This window comes from Mesorhizobium sp. M0159, assembly GCF_040322295.1.
GTDB lineage: Bacteria > Pseudomonadota > Alphaproteobacteria > Rhizobiales > Rhizobiaceae > Mesorhizobium.
This window is the reverse complement of record NZ_JAMYTF010000052.1, coordinates 1-26,744: the sequence shown is the minus strand read 5'-3', so window position 1 is coordinate 26,744 and position 26,744 is coordinate 1. Positions and strand designations below refer to the sequence as shown.

The following is a 26,744-nucleotide window of genomic DNA, read 5'->3' as shown; positions in this document are numbered from 1 at the left end:
AGCACGCATCCTCCCAAGGAGTGCCGGGGTCCGCGCCGACCCCTGCATCACCACATGTATTATGCGCGGGAGCCTCGCATGAGCACGCGAAAGCCGGCCGTCGAGATCAAGGATCTCTACAAGATTTATGGCGGCAACCCCGAAGTGAAACTGGACAGACTGCGTTCGGGCGCCTGCGGCCCCGACGAGGGCATCGGTTTCGTCGCGCTCAACAACATCAACATGACCATTGAAACCGGGAAAATCTTCGTCGTAATGGGTCTCTCAGGCAGCGGGAAATCGACCCTTCTTCGCTGCATCAACCGACTTATCGACCCCACTGCCGGCCAGATCGTGGTCAATGGGCAGGACGTCACGAAAGCCGGCAAAAAGGAACTCCGCCAGATCCGCTCCAGCATGATCGGAATGGTGTTTCAACATTTTGCGCTCCTGCCGCACATGTCGGTCATCGACAATGTTGCGTTTGGGCTCCGTGTCGCCGGGGTCGGACGCAAGGAGCGACGCGAGCGCGCAGGCAAGGCACTAGAGCTCGTAGGGCTCAGCGGATGGGGCGACCGCAAGCCGTCGAACCTAAGCGGCGGCATGCGCCAGCGCGTCGGCCTGGCGCGTGCCCTGGTGATGGACACGCCGGTGCTGCTGATGGATGAGCCGTTCAGCGCGCTCGACCCGCTCATTCGCGAGGAGATGCAACAGGAGTTGCTTCGGCTTCAGAGCACCCTGAACAAGACAATTGTTTTTGTGACACACGACCCAAACGAAGCGGCAACGATCGGCGATCGCATCGCCATTCTCCTCAAGGGAGAGGTCGTCCAGGAAGGCCAGCCGATCGATATCGTGCTCTCCCCCGCCAGCGACTACGTCAGGGACTTCGTGCGGGGCATTGATGTGTTCAAGGTGCTGTCGGCTGGCCAAGTTATGGACGCCGTCTGCCCGCCGGTGGAACTGGCGAACAAGCCGATCTCGGAATGGACGAAACATCTGTTGAAAGACTTCGTAAAGCTCGCGCCCGACGATCTGATCGCCCCCTATCTCGATGAGCTGGCGAAAGAGCAGCGCGCTTTGATCGTGGTTCAGAACGACGGAACGCCCGTCGGGACGGTCACCACTAAGTCCGTTATCAGAGCGCTCGCGGCCCATTCCTCGATAGCCGGCGCGGCGCCGAAGATCGAGAAACTGAAACCTGCCGACACGACGAGGGCAAACGCCGCTGCAGAACGGGCGACACAATAACGAACGTCAGCCTCAAACGACTCTAGCTGCGGATTCATGACGATGGATTTTTCGGAGTTTGCAGGCACGGTTGCCGCGTCAATCGACGACTTCACGAACTACCTCTCAGCGCATTTCGGATTTGTATTCGATTTCATCTCGACGGTGATCCTGGGCATACAGCGGCCCTTGGCCACGGTCCTGACGAGCGCGCCGGCCTGGCTGATCATCGCAATCGCTGTGATCGGCGGTGTGCTGCTTGGCCGGCTCTCGCTTGCTACCCTCAGTGGATTTGGGCTGGCCTTCATCTTCGTCATGAATCTCTGGGCGCCTGCGATGGTGACACTGTCACTGGTCCTTACGGCGGCCGTCGTCGCCCTGGCCGTCGGGATACCAACCGGTACTCTCATTGCTGAATCGAAACGCCTGAACGCGGTGGCCGAGCCAATACTCGACTTCATGCAGACGATGCCCCCCTTCGTGCTCCTCGTCCCAGCAGTGTTTTTCTTCGGTGTCGGAACGGTTCCGGGCATCGTGGCGACGATCTTCTTCGCCATGCCGCTGCCGATCAGGCTCACTGCCCATGGTCTCAAGATGGTCGAGCCGGAAATGGTCGAAGCCGGAGAAGCCTTTGGCGCAAGTCGCCTAGCCGTGCTGTTCCTGATCAAATTGCCGCTGGCGTTTCGTTCGATTATGGCGGGCGTCAATCAGTGCGTGATGATGTCATTATCGATGGTCATCATCGCATCCATGATAGGGGCCGGCGGCCTGGGCGACGAAATCATTCGGTCGATCTCTCGTCTCCAGGTTGGGAGGGGCGTCGAAGCTGGCCTTGCGGTCGTTGTTTTGGCAATCCTGATCGATCGCATCACTAGGCGAATTAGCGAGAAAGTTGATCCGACGGCCTGACAAACATGAAGCCCGGTCAATGGCCGGGCTTCTCCTCTTCACGTAATCGGCAGCGGCAGCTTCTTGGTGCGCCCGCCATCGGTGACATAGACTTGCCCGGTCACGAAGGAGCTCTCTTCCGAGGCAAGCCAAACGGCAAGGTTTCCGACATCAGTCGGCTCACCAAGACGTCCAACCGGATGCATGGCGAGCAGTTCCCTGCGGACACGCGAACTGTCAGCCATGCTGTTGATGTAGATCTCACTGAGGTCAGAATTGATCCAGCCCGGCGCAATGGCATTGCACCGGATACCCTCGTGCCCATGGTCCACGGCGACGGCTGCTGTAAAGCCGTGAATGCCAGCTTTCGAAGCGGAATATGCAGGGTGACCCGGATTAGACGCCAAGCCTTCGATCGAGCCGATGTTGACGATGCTTGCAATGCCGCGCTGGCGAAGATGCGGCATTGCCGCCTTCGTCAACAGAAATGGGGCCCTGAGGTTGATGTTCATCATCTGGTCCCAGTCCGTCTCGGTCATTTCCTCGACCGTCTTCTCGAACATGATCCCGGCGTTGTTGACGAGGATGTCAAGGCCGCCAAGTCGCTCGACAACGGCCTGAACGGCCGAAGCGATGTGCTCGGAGTTCGCAAGGTCCGCCTTCACGTAAATGGTGCGATCGTTGAGGATCTCGTCGGGTGGCGGGTTCCTCTGCACAATGGCAACCTTGGCGCCCTCCTCCACGAAACGTCGCGTGATGCCGGCGCCGATGCCACGGCCGCCGCCAGTGATGATAGCGATTCTTCCTGCAAGTCTGTCAACCATAGGATGTCCTCAATAGACCGGCTTGGCGCCGTTCACCTCAACCGTCGTGCCGGCGATGTAGCGGGCGGCATCGGAACTCAAGAAATACACCGCATCGGCGATGTCTTCCGGCTCGGCAATGCGCCCGAGCGGAACCGTCTTGTTGAGCTCCGCTATGGCAGTGTCGGGATTGAAGCCGCGCTTGGCGAAGCCGGTGCGCAGCATCGGCGTGTTGACCTCATTCGGACACACCGCGTTGACTCGTATCCCATCACCGGCATGGTCGCGGCCAAGGCACTTCGACAACGCCGCGACGGCCGCCTTGCTGGTGCAGTAGGCGGCATGCCCGGGTCCGGGATAAAGTCCCCAGCACGATGCGATGTTCACGATCGCGCCGCCGCCGTGGCCCTTCATATGGCCGATCGCCCTCCGGCACGTGTAGAATATCGATGTCAGGTTGATGTCGAACGTCCGCTCCCAATCCTCATCGGTCGTCTCGAGGATATTGCCCCTCGTGATAATCCCGGCATTGTTGACGAGCACGTCCAGCCGCCCTGTGGCCTGCACGGAGTACTCAATCAAATCTTCGCAATAAGCCTTGTTCCTGAGGTCGCCGGCCTTGCTCCAGATATTCTGTCCAGTTCGGTTGAGTTCGGCCTCGAGCCTGTCCAGGCCGACCTGGTCGGCGTCGCCCGCAACCACACGAAAGCCGTTCGCAATGAACAATCTGGAGATCGCTTGCCCGATACCTCCCGCCGCTCCTGTTATCACCGCAGTTTTCTTTTCAATGCCAGTCATAGCTCAAGCCATCTTTGAGAGGAGAAGTTCAGCTCATAATCACTGAACAGCTATCTAAGACCAGTGGGGCAGCCCTGCAAAAGTCTCACCCCCTCGTTGAGTTGCGCGAGCGCAGACATAACCCGGGCATGCTACGCTGCAGCCGCGTCGGACATGGGATTGGGCGGGGTCGCAGATCGCGAAGCATGGGCCGTACAGATCTCCTACGTTGCGCCGCAAATGGGTTGGGGATCGCAGCCATGGTCGGTCGAAAACGCAGGCTATCGCGTCGACTTGCAATGGTTTACCCGACATCTTGAGCCGGCTTGCTCTATTTGTCGCGCGGCGCGATTGTCGAAGTCTTTGGAGCTTGAGATGGTTCGCCGCTATTACGACCTGCCGTCCCTGACTGCTTTGGCTGTTTTTGAGGCGTCTGCCCGGCACCTGTCATTCAAATTGGCTGCTGCGGAACTGAACGTCACTCCCGGCGCCGTCAGCCGGCAGATCAAAGCGATCGAGGACGAACTGGGGGTACCGCTGTTTACCCGATTGGGAACCGGTGTGGCGCTGACAAGCGCCGGCGAAGACCTTTATGGTGTGTTGGCCAGCGGTTTTTCGCGGGCCGCAGACATCGTCCGAAATGTGAAACGCGGCGACCGTTCCAAGAACGTAACCCTGGCGTGCACGGACGCCTTCGCGTCAACGTGGCTGATCCCGCGGATGCCGGACTTTTGGACCCGGTACCAGGATATCGCCGTTGACCATCTTATCTCGGACAATCCTCGCGATTACCGCCGTGCCGAGGTCGAATTGCGCCTTCGTTACGGGTTCGGATCGTGGTCGAATGAAGATGCTGAGCTCCTTTTCGATGAAACGATCTACCCGGTATGCGGGCCCGGGTTCGCAAGCAAGCATCGCGATGCAACGACGGAATCGTTGGCCGACCTCCCCTTGCTGCATGTTGATTGGGTAGATCCCGACTGGGCCGGCTGGGACGAGGTCCTACGGCGCGCGGGAGTCTCGCATGGGCCGACCCGCGGTCGGCGCTTCGGCAAGTTCTTCGTGGCGCTTCAGGCCGCTCAAGCCGACCAAGGTGTGGCCGTTGGCTGGCACCGGCTTGTCAAGGCGCAGATTGATGAGGGGAAACTTGTCAGACTGACCGATCTCGAATTGCCAGCACCTGGCAGCTACTATCTCACCTGGTATCAAAATCGCACGCTTTCCCCCGCCGCCCAGAGCCTCCGTAGCTGGATCCGGGAAGTGGCGGCGCAAGAACGAGAAAGTTAGAGCTCTCTGCCTGCGCGCTTCTGCATCGCCCACAACTTCAGCGGCGCTCCAATCGACATCAGCGGTTCTGGATAAAGCTGAATCGGGGCTGGCTCTTTTAGGGCGTCTGCAACCATTGGCTCGTTGCTGCCAACGGCAAGATCGGCAGCCAGCATCCCGTAGAGGGTGCCCTGCACCGTTCCCAGGCCATTGCAGCATCCGGCTACGAAGACTCTGTCTTCAATTTCACCGAATGCGGGCGCGGAATTGAGGGAGAGACACAAGTGGCCTCCCCAGCGAAATTCCATCGGTGTTTCACCCAACATCGGGAAGCGCGCCCGGAACGATCGATCGTGCGCAGCGCCGATCCGACGGATCTGCTTCTCACTGGTTGACATGTCCGGATTATAGGTGAAGGTGTTGCGAACGACGATCCGGTCGCCGCTCCTCCGGATGGTTGAGCCCATCGGGTCAGCCGGGATCAAGCCCCAATGCGGTTTCCCGCCCAGAGCTGCCTGTTTACTCTTGGAGAGAGGCCTTGTCATGCTGGCGTAGGTGAACACGTGCAGCAGACGTTTTTTGAAGAAGCCAAAGCTTTCCAGATGACCGTTTACTGTCAGTATCAACCGCGGCGCGGTGATCTCGCCCTCAGCCGTCTTGGCAGTGTGCAGTTTGCCGGTCTGCAAAGATGTGATCGGTGAATTCTCGAATAGCTGCACACGCCTCGACAAGCCTTCGGCGAGTCCACGGATGAAGCCGGCCGGCTGTGCCATTACCGTTCCTGGCGTGAAGGTACCGCCGACGAAGAAACCGGTTCCTGTGATTTTCTTCAGCTGTGGCCCGTCGAGCCGCTCGAATGGCTCGCCTAACCCCGTCAGGTGCTTTTCGAATTCGCCCAGGGCGGCAACACCGTGTTCGGTTGCAGCTCCATGGTACTTGCCGGCCCGAACGAAGAATTTCTGCAACCCGTATTCGTCCGCCGCCGAAGCAGAGAATTCGATCGCGGCCCGGTTCATGCGGATGCGCTTGCGATCGTGGTCGTGGCTTCCCGCGTAATGCTCCCCGCCGAGCTCGTGCGGAAGATCGATCATGAAGCCGGAGTTGCGCCCGGCAGCGCCCCAACCTACGCGCTGAGCATCGACCACCACTATGCGCTCGTTAGGCACCAATTTTGAGAGGCGCCGCGCGGCCGCCAAGCCAGCAAACCCAGCTCCTACAATGAGCCAGTCCGCCTTGTGACGGCCGCGCAGCACCTCAGGTGCCTTGGGAGGCGGCAGAATACCGTACCAGCCGGGCATGGATGTGTCCGCAGGCGTGCGGACAGCCTCATAAACGCTCATCGATGCGACCAGGCTAGTCTACCGAACGCGAGACCTTAGGATCGGAGATGTCCGCCCAGATGGTCTTGAGTTCAGTATATTGGTCGTGGGCATGCAAAGACTTGTCTCGTCCCCCGAAGCCCGAAAGCTTGAAGCCGCCGAAGGGTGTCGAGACGTCTCCTTCGCCGTAGCAATTGATGGTCACCGTCCCGGCGCGAATATCCCTTGCGATGCGGTGCGCCTTGCCGAGATTGGCGGTAAAGATCGATGCTGCAAGCCCGTATTGCGTGTCGTTGGCGACCCGAAGCGCCTCGTCGGCGTTGGCGACTTTGATTACCGACAGCACTGGACCGAAAATTTCTTCTCGCGCAATCGCCATTTCGGGCGTGACATCGTCGAATACGGTAGGCTCGATGAAATAGCCTTTGCCGTACTTGTGGGCGTTGCCGCCCGTTACGATCCTGGCGCCTTCCGCCCGCCCCTTCTTGATGTAGCCCATGATCCGATCGAACTGCTCCTTCGACACAATGGCGCCAAGCCGATTGCCCGGATCCAGCGGCTCGCCCAAAGGCCATTCCTTTAGCTTATGGAGGACGGTTTCCACCAAGCGGTCCTTGATCTTCTCGTGCACGATCAGGCGGGAATTGGACGAGCAGTTCTCGCCCATGTTCCAGAAAACAGCCTGGGTGACATGCTGCGCTACAACATCGAGGTTCTCGGCGTCGTCCAGCACGATGCAAGGATTCTTCCCGCCGCATTCGAGCACGATGCGCTTGAGGTTAGACTTGGCGGAATATTCCAGGAATTTCCGGCCGACGTCAGTTGACCCGGTGAAGGCGACCATGTCGATATCGGGATGCACGCCGAGTGCCTTGCCGGTCACTTCGCCCGGACCGGTGACGATTTGCAGGACGCCTGACGGCAGCCCGGCCTCATGCGCCAGTTCGGCGATCCGCAACGTCGACATGTTGGTCTGCTCGGCCGGCTTGACGATGACCGAGTTCCCGGTCGCGAGCGCCGGCCCGATCTTCCAGGCCAGCATCAGGATCGGGAAATTCCAGGGCAAAACGCAGGCGACCACGCCCAGCGGCTGGCGCACGATCATCGACACGACATCGTCGCCCGAAGGTGACGTCTGGCCGTAGAGCTTATCGGTGGCTTCCGCATGCCATTCCAGGCAATGCAGAGCCTCGGGGATGTCTATGGTTTCGACGTCGTAGATCGGCTTGCCGCTTTCGAGCGTCTCAAGCACTGCAAGCTCATGGGCGTTTCGCTTCATCAGTTTCACGAGCCGCCGCAGAACGCGCTTGCGCTCGCTCGGATGCGCACGCGACCAGGCGCCCGATTCAAACGCCAGTCGCGCCTTCTCGACAGCGAGATCGACATCGGCCTGGCCGCAGGAAGCGATCCTGGCGATGACCTGCCCTGTCGCGGGATTGATGGTCTCGAAAGTATCCCCAGATTGTGCAGCCCGCGCCTTGCCGTCGATTACTGCGCTGGTCGGCAGTGGCAGGCTGTCGGCCAGGTTCTGGTACTCATCACGCGTTAATAGCGATGACATTCTCGGAAGCCCTCTTCTGGGATTTTGCAGTGATTGACGCGATGACTGTCTTAAGGGTGCGGATCTTCGACTCGAGTTCCCGCTTCTGTTCGTCGCCGAGTGCCCGCATCGGCAGGCGCACGGGCCCAGCCGGCAATCCAGCCAATTCGCACCCGAACTTGATGCTCTGGACGAATTTGCCGCCCTGTTCGAGAAGCCTCATCAGAGGCAGAAGCGCCGACATGATCTGCCGGCCCTTGGTGAAGTCCTTCTCGATCACGCAGGCTTCGTAGAGCGCGAGGTGCTCTGCCGGCAGGCAGTTGCCGGCGCCGCAGACCCACCCTTTTGCGCCCCAGGCGAAGAATTCGAGGGCCTGATCATCCATGCCGCAAAACAGATCGATGTGCGGATAGTCACGAGCCAAAGCGTGCAGCTGATTCATGCTGCCGCTGGATTCCTTGATGGCGCAGAAATTGGAGCTGCGACCGACCCGGTCCAGGAACTCGAGGTCCATCATCGTGCCTGTGCGTTCGGGATAGTTGTAGAGCATCACCGGCAGATTGGCTGCCTTGTCGATCGCAAGCGCATGATTGGCAAGTTCGAGCTGCGTGGGAACAGCGTAGTACGGCGAGCCGATCAGGATGCCGTCGTACTTCAGGTCCTTTGCAACTAGCGCATATTCGATGCAATCCTCGGTACGAATGGCGCCGACGCCAGCGATCAGGGGCATCTTCCCCTTCACCACGCTCCTGGCAAGCTTAAGCAGGCTGACACGCTCGTCGCGTGACTCGGCGTAGTACTCGCCTGTCGTGCCACCGACAATGATACCGTGGACGCCAGCTGCGACCAGGTGCTCGACCATGACGCAGAAGCCGTCACGGTCGATCGATCCGTCCGCATGAAAGGGCGTTGTGACGGGCGGAATAACGCCTTTGAATGACATCTGCCTGTCTCCAATTCGGGCTACAGGTCAGTGTTATATGCAAGCTGAGTAGCGGGAGCAGTCGAAATAAAGTCACTTGGCAGGCAACTTTTTTACGGTTCGGCCTATGATCGAGCATACCTAGGAGAATCGGCGTATCGCCGCGCCGCCTGACACGAGCAAGTCGCTCATCTGACGGCTAATATTCGTTGCTATCCTTGCCTAATCGGGGGTTATGAGGGTACATCGCCTTGTGTCGAGACTGTTGAGAAACTCCAGGAGGTCGCATCGGCAGCTCAAAGCTAGGGTTTCTGGCTGATATCTGGTCAGGGAGCACTCCGTATCATTCGGATTGCCTAAAGCCGCGGTCGAAGTACGGACCAGAGCCCGTTGAAGCTCCAGTCCCATCCCGCGGCGAAGCGCGAGCTCATAACATTTCATTGAAGTACCGACCAATTCGATGGGGTACCGACTCCGCGAGCGCTTAGCCGTTCGTCGACCACGGCGAACGGTGAAAGCCACAATTCCGCATGTCGTCACGTGCTCTCAGCCTTGTGAGAGGGTCAACGGCGGGGAAAATAAGGAACGGATTGCTCGGATTTGCGATTGGGCCCCGTCGGCCGCTCGATCGAAAGTGTGATCTGAGGTGGAAACTCTCCTGCGTGCAGGAGGAGGACCCTTTTATCCAGTTCCTTGTCTGCTTCCGTGAGACGATGGTTCAGGCGAAGATAGTCCGTCCAGGTCGGCGTGCGGAACGTCTCCGTCCATTGCATGGGCTCCTGCAGGTTGCGCTGCAGCGTCCAGTGCCGAGCACCGACGCGGCTGTTTACATGCCGGCGCTCGCGCATGAGGTCCAGGAAGGACTCGACATTTTCCGCGGCTACCAGATACTCAATCTTGACAACGATGGGACCGCTTCGTGGCTTGAGATCAAGCGCGACTGCCGGGGGGTTGAATTCCTCCGAAGGATCGGGCTCGGATTCGCGGCGCTCGCGAAGAGGAAACAAGGCCCCTGTCGCGGCGACCAGCAACAGAGCACCGGCGGAACCCTCCAGCGCCAAGGTCAGGGAATGGTTCTGCGCCACCGTGCCCCACACCCAACTGCCGGCCGCTATGCCGCCATCTATCAACGCATAATAGATCGAGATCGTGCGCCCCACGACCCAGCGCGGGCTCGCCAGCTGCACGCTCACGCCAAGCCCCGACCAGGCGGTGACCCAACCAGCGCCGCCCAGGGCGAGTGCAAATGCCGCCACTGCAAGCGAAGAGGTCAGCGCAAGGGAGAGGGAGCACGCCGCGCACGCGACACAGGAGAGGGTCATCAGCCGTTCTTGTGACAAGATCCGTCTGAAGAGGTTATTGGAGATGCCGGCGAACACAGCGCCTGTCCCGAAGCCGGCCATGAGCGCGCCGTAGGCGACGGGCCCTCCTCCCAGCTGATCGCGGACAATCAGGGGCAGCAGCGCGAGTATGGCGATGCTTGCCAGGCCAAAGAGGGTTCCACGGGTGATCGCCGCCTTGATTTCAGATGACATCGCCGTGAAGCGCAGCCCGTCATAGATCGCCGTCTTCATGGATTCACGCGGGAGCGGTGAGGAGCGAACCTTCCACTTGCATCGCCATATGGTGGCCAGAGGGACCAAATAGGTGAGCGTGGTTACGGCGAAAGCCGTCAGAAGCCCGAATGAGGCAACCACGATGCCGCCGAGCGCCGGGCCAACGGTCCGTACAGTGTTGAAGCCGACCGAGAGGAGGGTAACGGCAGCAGGAACATCGCGTCGGTCCACAATGTCGCCAACCGAGGCCTGCCAAGCGGGATCGTTGAGAGCGCCGCCGCATGCGATCAAGAAGCTAAAGCCGAGGATCATCCATGGGTCGACAAAGCCCAGCGCCACAACAGCGGTCAGCATCGCAGACGCCGCCGCCATAAGGCACCAGCCGGCGAACATGACCCTGCGACGGCTGAAATTGTCGGCGATGGCCCCGACGAAGACAGATAGAATAAACGCAGGTAGCGTCGATGAAGCCTGCACCAGCGCAACCATCAGATCGGATGTCGAGATCGTCGCCATCAGCCAGCTCATGGCAACAGTCTGCATCAGCCAACCAAGACTTGAGACCTGCGTGGCGAGCCAGATGAAGCGAAAGGTTCGATTCTTGAGCGGCGCAAACGTCGCTGGCGAAATTACATCCGCATCTGCGCCAGCCACTTCGCTCATCTCTGTGCCTTTGCCTTTCGTCTACCGGTCCGGTTGCCCCTTGCGTGTCGTCGAGCGGGATCAGCATGGTGACCGGGCAAGCTTTTCGGAGGCTCGGGCAAATTGGCGAGCGCCACTGGCACTTCCACCCGATCGGCCACCTCCGCGCACATGCGCGAGCGTATCCGACGGCCGTTCACGTATCTACCGATCCACCTCGGGGAGCCACTCGAACTAAAGTCAATCGGCAGGCTATTTTTTTGCATCTCTGCAAGGCTTCGATACGTGCTAATCGTCCCTAACCCTTTGATCGTGCGCTGCTAATCGGCAAGTCAAAAAAGGTGGCGACTAAAAGGGCCGCAGCCAAGTAATTTGCCTATTGGCAGAGGAACAAAATATGAGCGTCACAAACCGCGAACTTGAGAGCAGGCGCATAGCAGCGGTTCCCAGTGGTGTAGCCTGCGCGTTCCCAATTTTCGCTGATAGAGCTCTTAACGCAGAGCTTTGGGACGTTGACGGACGACGTTACATCGACTTCGTGGGTGGAATGGGTGCCCTCGCTGTTGGTCATTCGCATCCTGGAATCGTAGCAGCGGTTCGCGATCAGTTGAATCGCTTTACTCACACCTTTTTTGGAACTGCCCCTTATGAAGGCTATGTTGCCTTGGCCGAGCGACTAAATGCTCTTGCACCGATGGCTCCAGCCAAGACCCTGCTCGTTACAACCGGCGCGGAAGCAGTCGAGAACGCAGTTAAGATCGCTCGTTACCACACGGGCCGCCGGGGAATTATTGTCTTTAGCGGAAGCTTTCATGGCCGAACGCTCCTGACACTAGGAATGACAGCACAGGTAAACCCTTACAAAATGGGTTTTGGTCCATTTCCAGGAGATATTTATCGTGTTCCGTTCCCGTACGCTTATCGCGGAATCAGCACGGAAGACGCCCTGTCAGCCCTCCATGCTCTGTTTGAAACAGAACTCAATGCATCAGAAGTAGCCGCTATTGTTATTGAGCCGGTGCAGGGCGAAGGTGGTTTCCTGCCGGCATCCTCTGAATTCCTTAAAGCCCTTAGACAGATCTGCGACACTCACGGCATAGTGTTGGTCGCTGATGAGGTCCAGTCGGGTTTCGGACGGACGGGCAGACTTTTCGCCATAGAAAACTTTGACGTTCAGCCGGATTTGATAGCTGCCGCCAAGAGCCTTGCGGGTGGCCTGCCACTTGCAGCCGTGATCGGCAAGGCCGAGATCATGGACTCGGTTCACCGCGGGGGGCTCGGGGGCACTTACGGGGGTAATCCATTGGCATGCGCAGCCGCACTGGCAGTCCTAGACGTTCTTGAGAACGAAGGATTGCTCACTCGGGCGGAAGAAATCGGTGCGCGCCTACAAGCGGATTTGAGCGCCTCCGAATTTAGAAGCAAACATGCAGAGATCGGCGAGATCCGTAGGCTCGGCGCAATGATTGGCATAGAATTGGTTACGGATAGCGTCAGCCGCGAGCCAGCGACAGATGTCACCACGAGAATCATCCAAGAAGCCGCTCAAAACGGCCTGCTACTGGCCTCGGCAGGACGCTTTCACAACGTGATCCGCTTCCTTGTGCCACTCACAACTTCGAACGAGATTCTGGACGAAGCCATATCCATCCTTGGTCGATCAATGGAAAATGTGTCTAAACTCCGAGCCTAGCACGGAAGGCGGAGCACTCGCAGGGTAAGGCCAATCGAACTGCTGGCCGCCTGGGAAACATTGATCTGGCGGCAGGGTCAGACGGCCGTCTTTCGGCAGACACAGTAAAGCTGCTGCGCCGATTTCGGAGCGTCCCTGTCGTGGGGAAGCACGCCTTGCTGGTCGGACACCCAAAGTTGTGTACTTGAAGGCCAATGTTGAGCTCCTGCGGCCTCGACCCAAGGTACGTCTCCTGAAAGTACGTCCCTATTTGGGGCAACGTAAGTTTGCTACTCGGTGCCGTCGGCGCCGAGCGACAATTAAGAGGTTTCGCGGCTGGCTCAGGCTTGCCGCAAAAATCAAACGAATCGTACATTAAGCGTGATACGAAAAAATGAGTATGGTTGCAGAACCCGAGATGAAAGATCAGGTGCCGGCAGAGCCGCGTCGCGGTCGCCGCCGACCGCTACCGGACAAGGTCAAGAACATCGTATGGGGCCGCGCTGCGGGACGGTGCCAGTATGCGGGATGCAATGCCCTGCTGATAGGCGATGAGGTGTCGGGAGCAGGGGACGCTAACGCGGCCTATATCGGGCACATCATTGCGGACTCCAAGGAGGGGCCGCGAGGCGATCCGATTCTATCACCCAAACTTGCCCAGGAGCCGGATAACCTGATGCTCGTCTGCGACCGTCACCACCGCGTTTTCGATCGCGAGATGGTTGCTGAGCATCCCGCCGATGTCTTGATGGCAATGAAGCGTCGCCACGAAGACCGAATCCGGACGGTCACAGCCATCGACGAGGATCTCGGCAGCCACGTCATTCGATACGCTGCGAGGATCGGGACCAACGAATCGCCCGTGGCTATGGGTGACCTCAAATGGTCAATGATCCCAGATCGCTATCCGCTTGACGGCGGTTGGATCGATCTCGATCTCGCGACGCTCGACCTGCCGGATCACGACCCTGATTTCTGGCGCGTCCAAATCCGCAATCTGCGCACCGGCTTCGCCGAGAAAGTCCGCGGACGGATGGAGCGGCAGGAAATCCGTCGCTTGACAGTATTCGGATTGGCGCCGATCCCGCTCCTGTTCGAGCTGGGCCGTCTGATCTCCGACATCGCGACTGCAGACGTCCGGCAGTTGCTGCGCAGCCCCAAGGGCTGGAAGTGGGACCCTGAGGCTCCGCCGCTCCGCTTCAAGGTCCTGCGACGATGCGGGCTGGCCGGCCAGGTCGCGCTGAAGCTGGAGATCAGCGCACGCCTGGCAGACGAGCGGATCCACGCGGTCCTTGGCACCGATGTAGCGATCTGGTCCATCGCGGCCGACGGAGCCCATAACGATATCATGCGCAGCCAGGCCGATATCGTCGAGTTCGCGCGTCTTTTTAGAACAACGCTGGACGCCATCAAGGTAGCCCACGGCGAGAACACGATCGTGCACGTGTTTCCCGCCATTCCGGTTTCCGTCGCCATCGAGTCCGGTCGCTCCTGGCAGCCGAAGGCGCACCCCGCTCTCAAGATCTACGACCAAAACAAGAAGCTGGGCGGCTTCATTTTCGCCCATGAACTTGAACACGCCAGCTAACGAGGAGTTTTTCATGAACGTGCATATGAGCCAGACGATCACTCAAGAGGCCCACGAAGTTCTCGAAGACCTCGGCAAAGAACTTGAGATTCCCGAGCGTCGATACGAACAGGCGGCGACGAGCTACAAGTCGTTGGGCGACTGGCTCAATCGACCGGAGTCGACAATTCGGCAATACGGGCCCCAAGTCCACGTCCAGGGGTCGTTCGGTCTCAGTACCGTCACGCCGCCACTCACCGCGGACGAACACTACGACATCGATGCCGTCTGTGAGTTTCACCGTCTGACGAAGAACGAGACCACGCAGGCCAATCTGAAGCGCCTGCTCGAAACCGAAATGAGACTATACGCGCGCAGCAAAAACATGATCAAGCCACTGGAGGAGCATCGCCGCTGCTGGAGGCAGCCGTACGCCGACGAAGCTCAATTCCATATGGACGTCACGCCCGGAATTCCGAGCGGCGGCGAACTGACCCAACTCCTGAAAACGCGCGGCTTCGATGCTTCGCTCGCCGAGACCGCGATCTCGATCACCGACAACCGGCACCCACACTACCAGATTATCGCGGCCGACTGGCAGCGGTCAAATCCACGCGGCTATCTGAAATGGTTTCTGACACGCCTGGCGAAAGCCTACGATAAGCGCAAGCAAGAGCTTCTTCAGAAAGGCGTGAGGGCCGGCACCGAACCGATTCCGGACTACCGGATCCGCACCCCGCTGCAGTACGCAATCATGATCCTGAAGCGCCATCGAGACATCATGTACACCGACCGCAGCGACGACAAGCCGATCTCGATCATCCTGACGACGCTCGCCGCCCACTCCTACGACGGAGAGGAGAAGATCGCCGAGGCGCTGTTCGTGATCCTGACGAAGATGGACAGCTTCATTGGTACCGCGGCGGACGGCAGCCGTCTCATCGCCAATCCCAGCGATCCGCTGGAGAACTTCGCCGACAAGTGGAAGGAGCATCCAGAGCGGGAGAAAGAATTCCACAACTGGCTGCGAAAGGCCCGCGCCGACTTCACAGCGTTGGCGCAGCTGTCGAACAAGGAACTGATCACCGAGCAACTTGCCAAGGACGTTGGTGCCGGCATTGCGGACCAGACGCGGCGACGTTCGGCCGCTCGGCTCAGTACACCGGCCCTGCTGACCGCCGGTCTCGTCCGCAGCGAGGCGCAGGCGCGGAATTCGGCCGTCCGTATGGAGGGAGATCGCCGGAATGCCTGAGGGTGTCGACCCTCTCGCTCAGCGCTTCAACTCAGCTGTCAGCGTCGTTGAATTATGCTGGCAGCAAGCTGGCTTGCGCCCGCTAAGGCTCGACGCCAGACAACTCGCTAGCTACGGAGGGCGCTTCCCCGAAATCGGCTGGCGATTCGACTGCGACTTTTCCGATCGCCGACGCCGGCTCGACGTTTTGGTGACCGCGGCCTTTCCTTTTGCGCCCGCGCGGATCGCGCTGGTCGATCGTCCTTCCTTTTTGACTTGGCCCCATGTCGAAAGCGACGGCGCGCTCTGTCTGGTGCCGGATCACGCCACGTTTCCCATCGACGATCCATATGCTGGCATCGGCGAACTGCTTGAGATGACGTTCGATCTGATCGAAGCGCTGATCCGCGGCGAACGCGATGCCGACTTCCAAAGCGAGTTTCTCACATATTGGCATCATGCAGGGCGCGGACGGGCCCGGACCATCCTGTCGCTGATCGAACCCGCGCCGCCATCGCGGACCGTCAGTATCTGGGAAGGAGCAAGAAGAACTATCATCGCCGACAATGACGGCACGTTGCGCGATTGGCTTCGCAATTTCGCTCCGGCAATCCCCGCAGCCGAGCTCCGCTTCAATAGCGGCTTGCTGGTCTGGATGGACGTCGTCCCGCTGCCCTCGGAATACCCCTCCTCGGCGAAGGACGTCTACGATATCGCTGCCCGCGCCGGCGTCGCCGCCCATCTCGACGAACTTGCCCGCGAGATGCGTCAACGGCTGATCGTGATGCTGGGCGCGAGTACTGAGAACGGGCCCGCGCTCGCAACTACGGTCGTCAATCGACCGAAGCTCGTTCGTGGATCGGATCCGCTGATCGCCGGGTTTCGCCCTTCGCGTGTGCCCGAGAATGTGTTACACGCCCGACTGTTCGGAGGAAATGCCGCCGACCGCACGTCGGTCGAACGCGTCGATCCGACATGGGTCCATGGGCGCGACCGCGATCCGCGGATTCTCACGCTGCGTGGGGCGATCGTCGCCGTTCTCGGATGCGGATCAGTCGGCGGTCCGGTTGCGATGACGCTGGCTCGAGCCGGCGTCGGGAAGCTCATCCTCGTCGACAATCAGACCTTCACGGGGGCCAATGTCGGCAGACACCCTCTCGGAGTCGGCTCGATCGGCGCAGCCAAAACAATCGAACTCGCGAAGCGCATCCGCTCGGACCTGCCGCACGTCCAGGTGGGGTTTCATAACTCACTCGTGCAGAACGTTTTGCTTGGCGCCGATGGTCCCCTCGCCGGTGTCGACCTCATCGTCTCGGCACTCGGCGATTGGCCGAGCGAATCCCTTCTCGACGAATGGCAGGCTGTCCAAACGCGACGCTTTCCGATCGTTTACGGTTGGGCGGAACCGCATGCCGCTGCCGGGCACGCGATCATCGTCTCCGGCGGCGGCGACCGCCTGCGCGACGGACTGGATGCCACTGGATCGCCGCACCTCGTCGCCACGCGCTGGGCACAGGAAACCCGGCGGTACGAGCCTGCCTGCGGGGCGGCATTCGACCCCTACGGCCCTGTCGAGTTAGGCTTCATCACCTCGATGGTGGCGCAGACCGCACTCGACGCCCTTCTCGGTGAGGCGGCATCGGCCACACATCGCATCTGGCTCGCGCGCCGCGCCTTCGTGGAAGCTGCGGGCGGCACATGGAGCGACGAACTGCGAGCCATCGCTCCGCATGCGCTCGACGGCGCGACCATGATCGAAAGACGATGGAGCCCGGCCGTGAAGGAGCTGGCTGCGTGATCTCCTTCGACATCGGACAATCGGAACAATCGCTCGCGTTCAGTGACAGCATTCTGGAGCACTTCAACCAACACCGTCAAACCCGCTTTTGGCACAAGGAGGCCGGTGGACTTCTATTTGCACGATTTCAGCTTCCAGTGATCGACATCGACGTTGCTACCGGCCCGAGGCGCGGAGATCGACGGACCCGCTATTCTTATCGGCCCGACGAGCGGGCCGAACAGCGTGAGATCAATGACATGTTTTCGCGCAGGCTGCATTTTGTAGGCTGCTGGCATACGCACCCGGAGGATATCGCATCGCCTTCGTGTATCGACCGCCGAAACATCGCCGATTGCGTTCGCCGCTCCCACCACGCGCTGAATGGCTTTATCATGGTGATCGTGGGCAGGAACCCAGTTCCGGACGGAATGTACGTTTCTGTGTGCGACAAATCTTCCGTCTATGAGTTGGCATTTTCGCGGAACGCCGCGTCGACCGATTCTTCATTGACTTCATCTATCCGCAGCTTGGCGCATCTTGAATGAAGCTCGGCAGATCTTCGAATGCCAGAAGGCAGAGATATAAACTGAACGACAACGATCTCAACCAAGAGCAATGGCCGTTCGTCACTGGCGCGTGTGTTCTTGCGAGGCTCAGTAGCGTATTTTTCCCGGTGCCGCGCGGGCCGACCATAAGGGCCAGTGTTCCCTTCGGACAAGAGCTTCCGTGCACTAACCATGCCCTCCAATAGCATCTGGCGAAAAACTCGTACCGGGAGGTGGCCACGAATCGGCGTCAGGACACTCTTGTTCGAACACGGTGATCACGTCGCAATCCGTAGAGCGATTTGAGGCCGACAACCTGGACGCCCGAGCCTACGACAAGATCAGCTCAGAACATCAGCAGCAAGCAAAAAGCGGAAGTGGGACGGGCGCTAAGCAGCCCCCGCCCGACGCGACGTCAGGTCCGAGGCCTTCCGAGTGCTCACCTAGCCTAGCGCGTAGCCCTGCGAGTCTGCGAGTCGGCGATCGGGGTCTGCTGGTCGCATCGGTAAAGCCGACGGCGTTGGCGGCTGATGCACGCATCCAAATCGCGGTGTCGGCCGAATTGAGAAACTGACCCCCTGACGAAATGAAGAACTGACCCCCTCGGTTATGAGAGGAGGCATGGATGACGATTGGGATTTCGGCGATTCCTGCATTGTCGAGAACGATGCAGGGAGAGGAGATGCTTCAGCCTGAAGAGGTGGCAGCAACCCACGCATGCCGAGCAGGTGGGGGAAATGACCGGTCACCCCGGGTGGCGGCGTTTGCAAAAAGGCAACAGTTCCACGTGCGCTGCCCTCATCGCCCTGCCGGGCATGTCCGGCGAAGGTTTGTGATGAATCGAAATGCCGCAGGCGCATGCCCGTAAGAAAGCGGTTTTGCGCCCACCTTCTGGTTGTCGAGACCCTGAAGGGACCGAGCATGCGCTTGACGCCTAGGCATTCTTGGACAGCTGGTTGAACCGATCAATCGGGGTGGCTTCCATGTGTGTGGATAGACATGATGGAGATGCCTACGACAAGTCGCTCCAGAATTGGATCGCCTGAAGGTGCTGGTTTACGCGCGCTCAGTGGCTGCGACAGCCTTCGCAGCCTGGCAGGCGTTTGACCCCGATGCCGGCCGGCGGCGCCCCTCGCCGCCATGCTGCGGCTGATCGATTTGACCGTTTAGGCCATCTGATATCTACCTTAAGCGGTTGCCGAGATTCAGTCAGGCATTTGGAAGGGCGTCGGATCGCGAAAGCGGCGGAGCACGTTCTCAGAAATGTGTGCGACATTGTTGGCATAGCCGGCGTGCGGAAGGCTACTGCCCCAAGCTATCGATCCGACAGAAAAGACCGCGCCGCCTGCGGGTGTCTCGAAAAATGTCATATCGGCACGAACGGGCTCCCTTGGGGCATCATTCCACAATCCCGTGAAGAAGTCGGATCCACCCAGTACGCGCATGTATGAGCTGCCATGCCCCTCGGACGCGGCTACCACTAGCGCATGACGCGGTGTACCGAGCGCTTCGTCGATTGCATCGATCTCAATACCCGCCGCTCCGCCCATGAAACCAAAATCACCAATAATGCGCTCGCTGATACCCTCGAAGATGAAGCTCGCGCGGCGATCCTCGCTTGCTGCCAGCCGACGATAATAACTGCAACGATCGAAAGCCTCTGTCCGATATCCGACGCCAACGAGCGACTGTTCGGGTCTCCCCAGATCCCTCCATGCACCGCAGAGCCGGCCGGTGAAGCTGCTGTGGGCTTCGCCGACACCATAGCTGCCGTTTCTTGAATGACGCCGCCTCAACTCGACCAAGCCCTGCCGTTGTGGATGGAAATCGATCGCATGATAAAATCCATTGCCGCCGAGATACATGAGCCGCCCACCCCGAGCGAGAAAGCCGTCGAGGGCCTGCAACATCGGTACCGACCAGTACTCCGGATGACTCCCGGTTACCAGTACGCCGCAGCCATCCAGTGCCGCCAAGCCCTCGCGGTCGAGGTCTTCGTCCGTCAGTACTTGGTGATCCGGGACTACGCGGGCTAGCCAGCCGAGAAGACAAAGATCAATCTGAAAGTTCCAGAGCCAGCCTCCGGGCTGCCGGTTTAGCACCGGCCGTCGAAGTGATCCAATGGACCGCTGACTGCCGTCGTCATGCGGATCATAGAGCGACTTGCCGAGGCCCGGGAGTTCAACAGCCATAAGGTCGAGCGGCGTGTAGAAGCAGGCAAGGCAACCGAGATAATACTCAACCGTCTGCCGCTGGAAGCCCAAGTTTACGTATGCCGCGTAGGTTGCGGTCGGCGCCAGGAAGGCAACGTCGCTGGAACTTTTAATAGCCTGCCGCACGTAGAACGGGACGTAGAACTCAGCATCCGCGCCGCGCAGACGGGCCGCGTAGCAGCCGCTGGGCCAGTCGATCGGCACGGTAAGCCGCAGGTCTTCCTGCCAACCGAGACTTTCAATATCATCATGATGGAAGTGAATAGCACCGTACTGTTCAGGCGCGAGGCGCCAATCCATGGTTGAACTGTCCCAGTTCGATCCCTGGACAGCGCGAGTGGGCTGATTAATGCAGACACCGTCGTGGCCAGAGCCCGAATGATCTCGGACGATGTCTGCCGCCGGCTCGCTGATTAAATCCCAATCGGCCACGCAGGGCCAATCCACAGGTTCCGTCGGCTTGCGTGTAGCCAGACTGCTGAGTTGTTCGAGCGAGAGTGCCTCAGCCAGGATGCGGGGACGCTCGATTTTGCCGTTGAAGTGATGGCAAGGAAATCCGCCGTCACCCCGTTGGGCTGCCATCACAAGGCGGCCGTCGCTGCGTGCTGGCGGTTCCACGTTATCCACAGCCAGCCAGCTCGCGCCGGCATGGTCGTGCATCCCGGAGGCGAGACGATACACCATAACGAGCAAGTGACGGCGTTTGGGATCATAGCTCAGAGCGACAAAGCTCCAGCGTCGGAGAGACAGAGGTCGATCCAGGCGATAGACCCGCAGCCCTTCAGGATCCCCGATCATCGCCGTCAGGCAGCCCGCTGAATCGAGCCGCAATGCTACTCCCCCGCGGCCGTCTTCGGTCAGCGTACTAAGCAGGCAACGCGGTTGGCTGGCGACAAGGGTCGGCATAATATTTAGGCAAACGGTTATCGGCCCAAGGTATGCCAAGCGCTGCGATCCCTCTACCTCGATGTGGGAACCTGCACGGATGGGTTGCTCCCGTCCGGGATAACGCCCGGCCTCCGGCGCTGCCATGACGCATGGCTGGAAAGGTGGCATCTCCGGTCCGGCATCGCAGCCGAGCAACCGCACGAAATCGCAGTCGAAGCTGTTGAGTTTCAGACAGCTCACAGCGAAAGCGATGTTCTCGCCGGGTTTCACGCTGTCGCGGTCAGCATAGGCGAGAATAACTGGGCGGTCAGGCATCGTCCTCACCCTCCTGCAGTGGGAGCGCACCGATGAGATGCCCCCAACGCTGCTTGAAAACCCAGCGCTCAACATCCTCGCGCGATTGAAAACGCCCCGGCGCGGTTTCCGCGACCCGCATGGGCAAGTCCAGCGACCAACGCAAGGCGCGCCACTCGCTGTAGGGCTTAGTCATGACGGTGAACCATTTGCCGGCCACAGGCTGGGAACGCATAACGTCCAGAATGAAGCGCAGCTCAGCGCTATGGCGGCCGAAAGGCGCGGCAAGGAACTCGCGGACTAGGTCAGAACGAGCGGCAAATCCCGCCAAGGCAGTGCGGGCGGCCGCCGCACCGGCACTCTCAGGCGAGCTTTCCGATTGAGACTTCACGAACTCAGTGCTCGGACGGTCGGTCGTCATAGCGGGCCACCGGGCATAGCGTGCCAATCCTTCGCCTGTGCATTGTCACCCCTCGATACCGACACAATTTCCCCGATGAATCCTTCGCGGCAAATCAGCACCATGGTCTAGCCCGCTGAAGAGCTCCTCGTTTTCTTGTTGCAATGGTCGCCCAACCTGTCGGGAGGATGATCGCCTTGATAGCGGCTCTCGCCGTACGTGGTAGCACCTGAGGCGCCAAACACCATCGCCATCAAACTGCAAAAAAATCACCCCTCGCTTGAGTCGACAGACGAGGCCGGAGCACCTTTAAAGCCCCCCCCATCGCACGCCGGGGACGCGATCGTCAGCTTCTCAGCCGGCGCCGCATAAAGGCGATCAGCCTGCCGCCTCGATGCTTTTTCGTCGGCAATTCGGTATTTAGCTGGCAGCAAGCCTACCCGGCTTCGCTTGGACGGCTCTTTGCCCTTGTCATACGCAGGTTCCAATAACATGGGGCTTCGTCGTGCCCGAAGAGCTCCGCAACTATACCAGCAGTTGTCTCATGCGGTCTGACGGAGCCAAACCTTACCTAGGTCAATCTCGAATGTTGGGTGCATCGTGTAGCCCCTAACGTTCTTTGTCGAATGGTTAAACAGGGAAAGCCAATAAGGCTGAATGATGACGCCGGAATCCTGCAGGACTGTTTCAATATCCTGCATGAGCGCCTTGCGTTTTTGTGGATCTGGAACCGTCAACGCCTCGTCGAGTTTCTTATCGAATTCCGGGTTTGACCATGCCGCCTCATTCCATGCTGCGCCGCTGCGATAGGCAAGCGCCAAGACTTGTACGCCCAACGGCCGCATATTCCAGTTGGTTGTCGAAAGCGGATATTTCAACCAATCGTTCCAAAAAGTGCTACTGGGTATAACCGTACGCTTCACCTTGAATCCGGCCTCGCGCAACTGCGCGGCAATCGCATCGCCCGTGTCCTTATGCCAATCCTCATCATTACTTATGATGTCGTGTTCAAAATCCATCTGACCCGCTTCGGCCATGAGGCGCTTGGCAGCCTCAATATTCCGTTTCTTTTCCGGGACAGGGTAAAATTCGGGGTGTAATGGCGCAACATGATGGTTCGCGGCAATGGTGCCGTAGCCATTGGCGGCAATTTGCAGCACAGCGCCATTGTCGACAGCCAACTGCAGTGCATTTCGCACCCGCTTGTCGTCGTACGGCTTTGTAGTGACGTGGGCACGACACACTAGCGTCGTCGACGTTTTCGCCTCAGACTTCACCAAACCTAGGTCATCAAATGAACTGACATTGTTTGCGAACGTCTGATAGTTCGCATCCACTTCGCCTGATTCAAAAGCGCTCAGAAGCGCGGACGGATCGCTGCCGTAGTCAATGAATTGCACTTCGTCAAGGTAGGCTTCACCGCCCCACCAGCTTCCATTTGTTCGACGCTTCAGGACGGCCTTTTGACCCACATCCCATGACACTAATTCAAACGGCCCGGTTCCGACGGGATGTGCGACGAGGTCCGACCCATTCTTTTCATAGTCACGGTGAACGATCAGCGCGGGATAGTCCGCAACCCCCGGAATGATCGTGATATCGGGTTTGGGCAAACGAAGTTTAACCGTGTGATCGTCAACCTTTGTTATGGCACCTTCTAGTGCCTTGCCTGTCTTTTCATCAACGAGCGTGGCCATGCGCGCAGCCATTGAGTTCCCGGGAACGTCCCTTTCACACCAGCGCAGCAGGTTAAACACCACGTCATCTGCGGTGAAATCGTCGCCATTGTTCCACTTGACGCCCTTGCGCAGTTTCAGGACATATTCGGTCGCGTCGTCATTCGTTTCCCAACTTTCAAGAAGTCTTGGTTCAAAGGTGTATTCAGTTGTATACTTGACCAAAGGCTCCAGAAATTGACGGTAAATATTTGCTAAATCCGGAAGATCATTTAGGCGCGGGTCCTTCTGACCACTGACCTGCATAGCAATTCGCAAAGTTCCGCCTTTCTTAGGCAGTTCTGCGGCCTGTGCCGGCGGCATTGCATCCAGCATCGAGTACGCCATGGCTGTCGACGCCCCGAAAGCGGTAGCGAGCGCCAAGAACTCGCGCCGGTCCATCCCGCCCTTTTTTGCTTCCACGGCGAGACTGTCGAAGAGCTTAGGCATAGGCTTGCCATGCTTGGTAAAATACCTCATCTGAACCTCCCACAATTGCTTGCCGATTCCAGTTTTGTACCATCGCAGAAGGCACCGATATTCGGCACGGTAAGAGCGCTGGGCTTCCGCCGGAATGCTCAATTCACGCAGGCAGCAGGCTACAAAAAAGGGCGCATCTCGGCACGCGAATAAAAATCAATCGGCAGGCAATTTTTTTGCTAATAGCATCGTACTGGTTAGGCATGCGGCGCCAAGTCAAGGTTGAGCCGTCCCTGGTCGATCCCTATTCGCCGCAGTACCGCCCGGTGGATGTGAAAACGCTTTACGAGCCAGAAGCGGCGGGCATTCCTAGCGGCCAGCAAGCAGCTGAAGCAACCGCCATCGAGAAAGACATCCGCGACTTCTATGCAACTTCGGCCTTAAGGTCGTGTGGGAACATGAAGTTAGAGCAGCGTATTCGCGATCTCCTCGGAAACAGGCCTGACACATCGAGCAGATTCGTGGCATCCACGCCTGAGAAATTGTGCGGCAGATTCGCCGAGAAGACTGAATTGCTTCTGGCAGGGCTGTTCGTGTCCCGCACCTCCAGCACTGGGAAGATGTCGGTTGTCGCAATTGTAAGGCGCCGCGCAGCCGACAGTGCCGCGCGGAGGGCTCCGATGATCCCCAATTGCTGGCGAGCGGGCGCTCCTGATCCCGCGATACGGTGGCGTTCTATGCCGCCGGTCCGAGGCCCTTGAAGGCGACTTCCCCTTATGGAAGACTTAGCTTGGCAGTGCGGCCACCGTCGACGACAAAGATCTGGCCAGTGACGAATGCTGCCTCGTCGCAGGCAATCCATGCTACCATGGACGCGACTTCTTCAACACGCCCGATTCGGCCCAACGGATGAATAGCACCCCGACCTGCTCGGGCAATGCGGCGACAAAATTGGCGTTGAGATCCGTATCAATCCAGCCAGGCGCCACGCCATTGCAACGCACCCCGTCTGGCCCGCCGTCGACCGCCACGCCACGCGTCAGGCCATGCAGCCCTGCCTTCGAGGCACAATAGGCCGCGTGCCCTGAGTTGGACGCTAATCCCTCTATCGAGCCGATATTGACGATGGCGCCGCGGCTTCTGCGAAAATGAGGCATGGCGCGACGGATCAGCAGGAAACGAGCATCAAGTTTGAGCGCCAGCGTGCGTCGCCACTCGTCCAGCCCCGTCTCATCTACTTTGGCTTCAACATGGGCCCGGCGTTGTTGACGAGGATATCGAGCCGGCCGGCTTGTTGAACGACGTCGTCAATGATGATGGCCGGAACGTCGGGGTCGCAAAGCTCTGCGACTATCGATTCTATGCGGCCGCCTCCTCAAGCTGAGCCGCAAAGACACTGGTTCCCCCGCCAGCAAGCCTGTCGGCGATTGCCGGCTGGCGCCCGTCACAGGGCGACCTTCCCCGCGAAGCGGGTCATGCTACAGCCTTTCCGCCGTTCACTTCGACAAGCGCGCCGCACATGCAACGCGCCGCATCGGACGCCAACAACAGGACAACATCAGCGATGTCTTCCGGCCGCGCGACGCGACCAAGCGGCACCGAGCCGTCCAGATCGGCCACCGCCGTATTCCGGTCCAGCCCGCGTACGGCGAAGCCCATGCGCAGCATCGGGGTGTCGCATTCGTTGCGGCAGACCGTGTTGACCCGGACATCTTCTCCCGCGTGGTCGCGGCCTATCCACTGCCTCAGCGACGCGAGCGCTGTCTTTGGCGGTGAAGTCGGCATCGCCCAGTGCGGCAAGATAGTTAGTTGCGTTTCTTCTTCGGATGGCTCCGACGCCTTGTAGCCAGCCACCTCAAGCCTGTGGTACGCGACACCAAGGACAAATTTCTCAATCAGAGCTGACGGCTCTGTGGGCCTGATCTGACGGCGATGGGCAACATCGCACGAGGCCGCCGCCTCGGCTGCGGCCGGCGCGTCATTCGATGTCCGAAGTTTCAATCTTAATCGTGATGTGAGCATCTGCACTGAAGCCTCTTTCTCTGTTGAGTGCGCGAGTGGTGTCCGCGACCTGCCCTATGAGACCCGAAGGAGCATCGATTCGGTGCCGGGCGCCGGTTTCGTCCAGCAGTTCGATGGGACCCCGTTATTGCAATGTTCTGGTACGTGCAGGCCGCAGGTCGGTGAAATACAAGAGGTGGCGTGACGCCCAAAAGGGGAGCCAGCCTTGCTGGCCTTGGCGCGTCACAATAATCCATTTCGTTCATGAACACCAAGATTCAAAAGTCGTGCCAACGGAGCGGAAGGCGCGTCAGAAAAAATGTTCTACATATTATTCAGAAGGTTTAAATGAGAGGCCATCAGCAACGAAGCCGAACGCCCATCGTCACGGACTTGACAAAGCCGACATTGCGTCAGTGCCCGGTGTTCCCGTAACTATTGGCAAGCTTCGTACCGCGAGGGGAAGCGGAATCCCCGTCATTCAAGCGCAATCCTATCCCATGTCCGACCGCGGTTTCAATAGTGACCCATTCTGGCCGATCCATATAAAGGCGTTGAGCCCTTCTTTGAACTCACTGAGTGGTTCCCAGATGGGCTGAATCGTTGGCTACTTTGGCATGCCTCGTCCCCTCTGAGTCTCAAAACCAGAGCCGCCGTCGTATGGCCATGCGCCCGCGTCTTTTCCATTCCCAGACAGTTTCGCCGAACAGCCCTGCCGTATGCGCGGGGAAGGGTCGCCCGCCGTTGTGGCTGTCCGGGGACGTCAAACTATGGTGGTTTCAAGTGATGGCATCGGACATTCTGTCAGTCTTGTCGGGTCCGCGACAAAGGCTTGTTGCCAAACTCCTTAGTTTGCCTCAGGCCAAATAGCTGGAAAGAGCCACGAAAAATGTTTTCTTCGCCTCGTTCGGCCAATTGGCACGAGTTTTGAAGCCGGTTGCGAGGCGGCATCAGGTGCCGACCGACCCCGCCGATGACCATCTGGCCCCACACGGAGGAACTGGCATGAACACCCCCGATCAGCAGAAGGCACTGGAGCAGGCCGCACGAGAGCGCATCAAGGATTCCCACGCCCTCGACGGCGACGTCGGTCGCT

Annotated in this window: 20 protein-coding genes and 1 pseudogene; 9 read left to right on the top strand and 12 right to left on the bottom strand. The window is 59.3% G+C overall.

Annotation, left to right across the window (positions count from 1 at the left end; translation table 11 throughout):
* Positions 1–54: 54 nt before the first annotated feature.
* Positions 55–1,230 carry a quaternary amine ABC transporter ATP-binding protein gene (locus NKJ32_RS29940; RefSeq protein WP_352829727.1) on the top strand — a complete coding sequence of 392 codons (1,176 nt, stop codon included), beginning with the start codon at positions 55–57 and terminating at the stop codon, positions 1,228–1,230.
* Positions 1,231–1,272: 42 nt separating this feature from the next.
* Positions 1,273–2,118, top strand: a complete 846-nt coding sequence (locus NKJ32_RS29935) for an ABC transporter permease (RefSeq protein ID WP_352761253.1) — start codon at positions 1,273–1,275, stop codon at positions 2,116–2,118.
* 38 nt (positions 2,119–2,156) lie between these two features.
* Here the strand turns inward: NKJ32_RS29935 and NKJ32_RS29930 are convergent, their stop codons facing one another.
* The gene (locus NKJ32_RS29930; protein ID WP_352515969.1) at positions 2,157–2,921 is read right to left on the bottom strand and encodes an SDR family NAD(P)-dependent oxidoreductase; all 765 of its coding nucleotides are present in this window, start codon (positions 2,919–2,921) and stop codon (positions 2,157–2,159) included.
* Positions 2,922–2,930: 9 nt separating this feature from the next.
* Positions 2,931–3,698 carry an SDR family NAD(P)-dependent oxidoreductase gene (locus NKJ32_RS29925; RefSeq protein WP_352829725.1) on the bottom strand — a complete coding sequence of 256 codons (768 nt, stop codon included), beginning with the start codon at positions 3,696–3,698 and terminating at the stop codon, positions 2,931–2,933.
* Positions 3,699–3,857: 159 nt separating this feature from the next.
* On the opposite strand from NKJ32_RS29925, the gene NKJ32_RS29920 reads away from it, so the two are divergent.
* The gene (locus NKJ32_RS29920; protein ID WP_352829723.1) at positions 3,858–4,964 is read left to right on the top strand and encodes a LysR substrate-binding domain-containing protein; all 1,107 of its coding nucleotides are present in this window, start codon (positions 3,858–3,860) and stop codon (positions 4,962–4,964) included.
* Here NKJ32_RS29920 and NKJ32_RS29915 read toward each other — a convergent pair.
* The 4 genes from NKJ32_RS29915 to NKJ32_RS29900 form a co-directional block, all read right to left on the bottom strand.
* Positions 4,961–6,283, bottom strand: coding sequence for an NAD(P)/FAD-dependent oxidoreductase (locus NKJ32_RS29915; RefSeq protein WP_352829722.1), 1,323 nt, complete (start codon positions 6,281–6,283; stop codon positions 4,961–4,963). The genes NKJ32_RS29920 and NKJ32_RS29915 overlap by 4 nt on opposite strands.
* Positions 6,284–6,296: 13 nt before the next feature.
* Entirely contained in the window at positions 6,297–7,823 is a 1,527-nt protein-coding gene (locus NKJ32_RS29910) for an aldehyde dehydrogenase (protein ID WP_352829720.1), read from the bottom strand.
* A complete protein-coding gene (locus NKJ32_RS29905) occupies positions 7,801–8,745 on the bottom strand; it encodes a dihydrodipicolinate synthase family protein (RefSeq protein ID WP_352829718.1) in 945 nt (314 codons plus the stop codon). Before NKJ32_RS29905 ends, NKJ32_RS29910 begins: the two co-directional genes overlap by 23 nt.
* A gap of 542 nt (positions 8,746–9,287) precedes the next feature.
* A complete protein-coding gene (locus NKJ32_RS29900) occupies positions 9,288–10,943 on the bottom strand; it encodes an MFS transporter (protein ID WP_352829716.1) in 1,656 nt (551 codons plus the stop codon).
* 376 nt (positions 10,944–11,319) lie between these two features.
* On the opposite strand from NKJ32_RS29900, the gene gabT reads away from it, so the two are divergent.
* From gabT to NKJ32_RS29870, 6 genes and pseudogenes are all read left to right on the top strand, one after another.
* Positions 11,320–12,615 carry a 4-aminobutyrate--2-oxoglutarate transaminase gene (gene gabT / locus NKJ32_RS29895; protein WP_352829714.1) on the top strand — a complete coding sequence of 432 codons (1,296 nt, stop codon included), beginning with the start codon at positions 11,320–11,322 and terminating at the stop codon, positions 12,613–12,615.
* A gap of 373 nt (positions 12,616–12,988) precedes the next feature.
* Positions 12,989–14,182 carry an SAVED domain-containing protein gene (locus NKJ32_RS29890; protein ID WP_352829712.1) on the top strand — a complete coding sequence of 398 codons (1,194 nt, stop codon included), beginning with the start codon at positions 12,989–12,991 and terminating at the stop codon, positions 14,180–14,182.
* A 13-nt stretch (positions 14,183–14,195) separates the two neighbouring features.
* Positions 14,196–15,413, top strand: a complete 1,218-nt coding sequence (locus NKJ32_RS29885) for a nucleotidyltransferase domain-containing protein (protein WP_352829711.1) — start codon at positions 14,196–14,198, stop codon at positions 15,411–15,413.
* Positions 15,406–15,792 (top strand): annotated as a pseudogene (locus NKJ32_RS29880) (E2/UBC family protein); the annotation flags it as partial. The gene NKJ32_RS29885 and the pseudogene NKJ32_RS29880, both read left to right, overlap by 8 nt.
* Before the next feature lie 177 nt (positions 15,793–15,969).
* A complete protein-coding gene (locus tag NKJ32_RS29875) occupies positions 15,970–17,190 on the top strand; it encodes a HesA/MoeB/ThiF family protein (RefSeq protein WP_352829742.1) in 1,221 nt (406 codons plus the stop codon).
* Positions 17,187–17,717 (top strand): Mov34/MPN/PAD-1 family protein, encoded by a 531-nt coding sequence (locus tag NKJ32_RS29870; protein ID WP_352829709.1) that lies wholly within the window; start codon positions 17,187–17,189, stop codon positions 17,715–17,717. The genes NKJ32_RS29875 and NKJ32_RS29870 overlap by 4 nt, the downstream gene beginning before the upstream one ends.
* A 1,205-nt stretch (positions 17,718–18,922) precedes the next feature.
* Here NKJ32_RS29870 and NKJ32_RS29865 read toward each other — a convergent pair.
* The 6 genes from NKJ32_RS29865 to NKJ32_RS29840 form a co-directional block, all read right to left on the bottom strand.
* Entirely contained in the window at positions 18,923–21,133 is a 2,211-nt protein-coding gene (locus tag NKJ32_RS29865; RefSeq protein WP_352829708.1) for a N,N-dimethylformamidase beta subunit family domain-containing protein, read from the bottom strand.
* A complete protein-coding gene (locus tag NKJ32_RS29860) occupies positions 21,126–21,533 on the bottom strand; it encodes a N,N-dimethylformamidase alpha subunit family protein (RefSeq protein WP_352829706.1) in 408 nt (135 codons plus the stop codon). Before NKJ32_RS29860 ends, NKJ32_RS29865 begins: the two co-directional genes overlap by 8 nt.
* Before the next feature lie 521 nt (positions 21,534–22,054).
* The gene (locus NKJ32_RS29855; protein ID WP_352829704.1) at positions 22,055–23,707 is read right to left on the bottom strand and encodes an ABC transporter substrate-binding protein; all 1,653 of its coding nucleotides are present in this window, start codon (positions 23,705–23,707) and stop codon (positions 22,055–22,057) included.
* A 714-nt stretch (positions 23,708–24,421) separates the two neighbouring features.
* A complete protein-coding gene (locus tag NKJ32_RS29850; RefSeq protein WP_352829702.1) occupies positions 24,422–24,517 on the bottom strand; it encodes a hypothetical protein in 96 nt (31 codons plus the stop codon).
* The gene (locus NKJ32_RS29845) at positions 24,511–24,849 is read right to left on the bottom strand and encodes an SDR family NAD(P)-dependent oxidoreductase (RefSeq protein WP_352829741.1); all 339 of its coding nucleotides are present in this window, start codon (positions 24,847–24,849) and stop codon (positions 24,511–24,513) included. Before NKJ32_RS29845 ends, NKJ32_RS29850 begins: the two co-directional genes overlap by 7 nt.
* A gap of 271 nt (positions 24,850–25,120) precedes the next feature.
* Positions 25,121–25,669: an SDR family oxidoreductase gene (locus NKJ32_RS29840; protein ID WP_352829739.1), complete on the bottom strand. Its 549-nt coding sequence runs from the start codon at positions 25,667–25,669 to the stop codon at positions 25,121–25,123.
* Between the last annotated feature and the right edge of the window lie 1,075 nt (positions 25,670–26,744).